Source organism: Streptomyces sp. NPDC046335, from assembly GCF_055587985.1.
Genome location: NZ_JBVJFF010000052.1, coordinates 1 through 1,591, shown reverse-complemented (window position 1 = coordinate 1,591; position 1,591 = coordinate 1). Strand labels below are relative to the sequence as shown.

Annotated in this window: 2 protein-coding genes; both read right to left on the bottom strand. The window is 55.1% G+C overall.

Annotated elements, in window-relative coordinates; genetic code table 11:
* Positions 1 to 1,187: Y-family DNA polymerase (locus tag ACZ6JY_RS40785; protein WP_469204657.1), on the bottom strand; the 1,187-nt coding region annotated here is incomplete at its 3' end.
* A gap of 20 nt (positions 1,188 to 1,207) precedes the next feature.
* Positions 1,208 to 1,591: translesion error-prone DNA polymerase V autoproteolytic subunit (locus tag ACZ6JY_RS40780; RefSeq protein ID WP_469204656.1), on the bottom strand; the 384-nt coding region annotated here is incomplete at its 5' end.

The following is a 1,591-nucleotide window of genomic DNA, read 5'->3' as shown; positions in this document are numbered from 1 at the left end:
ATCTGCCACTGCTGCTGTATGCCCTGCCCGGCAAAGTAGAGTGTTCCTTTTCCGTCTTTTGCGTTCAGGTGATCGAGCACTTCCATCAACCTTTCGCTACCAGCGCGCGGCGCGTTCTCGTCGAAGAGGTGAAGCTGGGCAACGCCCTGGCTGAAAAAGTCACCCAGCATAATGCCGGCCTTCTGATATCGCTGACCCGTCTTCCAGATTTTGTCCAGACACGTCACGGCCGCATTAATGATGTCGCGGCTATCCTGCGTCGGCGTCAGCAATTTCACCGATGCACTGTTGCCATAATAGGGTTCATTCAGCGCAAAGGGGGAGGTTTTTACAAACGCAGAAATAAACCGGCAATACTGGTGCTCGCCGCGCAGTTTTTCCGCGCCACGGGCCGCATAGCTGCAGATGGCCTGCCTCATCTGCTCGTATTCTGTGACGCGTTCGCCGAATGACCGGCTACAGACAATCTCCTGTTTTGTTGGCGCAAACTCCTCCAGATCCAGACAGGGTTCACCGCGCAGCTCCCGGACCGTTCGCTCCAGCACGACGTTGAAGTGCTTGCGAATAATCCAGGTACTCTGCTCCGAGAGGTCCAGGGCCGTTTTGACCCCCATGGCGTTTAACTTCTTGCTTATGCGCCTTCCGACACCCCATACATCCTCCACAGGCACGATAGCCAGCAACCGGCGCTGGCGATCGATACAGGATAAATCCACCACGCCCCCGGTCTGGGGCTGCCATTTCTTGGCTGCGTGGTTGGCCAGTTTCGCCAGGGTTTTTGTCTGGGCAATGCCGACACCGACAGTCAGGTGAGTACGGTTATGAACCGTCGCACGGATCTCTTTGCCGAAGTCCGTCAGATCCCTGCAGTTGCGAACACCTGTCAGGTCGCAAAAAGCTTCGTCGATGCTGTAAATTTCGACGCGAGGGCTCATTTCCTCCAGCGTCGTCATTACCCGGTTGCTCATGTCTGCGTACAGCTCGTAGTTACTGCTGAAGCAAACAACGCCAGCACGCCGGAAAAGCTCCTTTTGTTTGAAGAAAGGCTCACCCATGGTGATTCCGGCGGCTTTGGCCTCGGCGCTGCGCGCAATTACGCAGCCATCATTATTCGAAAGAACGACAACCGGGCGCCCCCTCAAATCAGGCCGAAACACCGTCTCGCATGATGCGTAGAACGAATTCACATCACAGAGAGCAAACATATTTAGCTCGCAGATTTAACGATGAAAGTCACGACGCCGAAAACGTCCAGCGTGTCTTCGCTGCCAACAACAATCGGGCTGTAGGCGCTGTTCATAGGATTGAGTTGCACGGTCGGGCGCAGCTGCAGGCGTTTAACAGTGAACTCCCCTTCCACCGCAGCGATGACAATGTCACCATGCTCAGCAGTCCTGGAGCTGTCCACTACGAGCAGATCACCGTCGCTGATCCCGGCTTCGATCATAGAATCGCCCGCGGCTTTGACGAAATACGTTGAGCTCGGGTGAGCAACAAGTAACTCATTGAGATCGATGCGCTGTTCAACGTAATCAGCCGCTGGGCTTGGGAAACCACACTGCACTAAGTCACTGAAAAGCGGGAGAGCAAT